This window comes from Acetomicrobium sp. S15 = DSM 107314, assembly GCF_016125955.1.
Taxonomy (GTDB): domain Bacteria; phylum Synergistota; class Synergistia; order Synergistales; family Thermosynergistaceae; genus Thermosynergistes; species Thermosynergistes pyruvativorans.
Genome location: NZ_JADEVE010000429.1, coordinates 1 through 337 on the forward strand (window position 1 = coordinate 1; position 337 = coordinate 337).

Consider the following 337-nt stretch of genomic DNA (forward strand, 5'->3'; position numbering starts at 1 on the left):
CTGGGGCCAGTCCACACGCTCCCAAACAGGCTACAGGTTCTAATGTGAAGCGCAGGTCTTTAGTAGTCTCATTTTCATCGACGCCCAATATTTCCTTAGACTTAAGCCATTATTTTGGAGAGCAGAAGTGAAAACCGAAGTTGTGAGTGCAATAAGTTGATAGTTGGCGAGCAGGAACTATATCCCAAACGTCTGGAACTGATCTTCTCTACGCTTCGCCGGCGAGTGCCGCGCATTGAAAGCGTTTTGGCTGAATCCATGCCCGATGGGAGGCTTTGCTGCAGATCAAGGATGCGCCTTTCAGCGAACCGATTCTCGCCCGTTTCGCTTCGGACGG

The 337-nt window shown here is 50.7% G+C and carries 2 protein-coding genes; one reads left to right on the forward strand and one right to left on the reverse strand.

Annotated elements, in window-relative coordinates; all coding sequences use genetic code 11:
* Positions 1-88 (reverse strand): NAD(P)H-dependent oxidoreductase subunit E (locus EZM41_RS13200; RefSeq protein ID WP_446697854.1); only part of this gene is annotated, 88 nt, incomplete at its 3' end.
* Between the two features lie 68 nt (positions 89-156).
* On the opposite strand from EZM41_RS13200, the gene EZM41_RS14100 reads away from it, so the two are divergent.
* Positions 157-337 (forward strand): hypothetical protein (locus EZM41_RS14100; protein WP_232619417.1); only part of this gene is annotated, 181 nt, incomplete at its 3' end.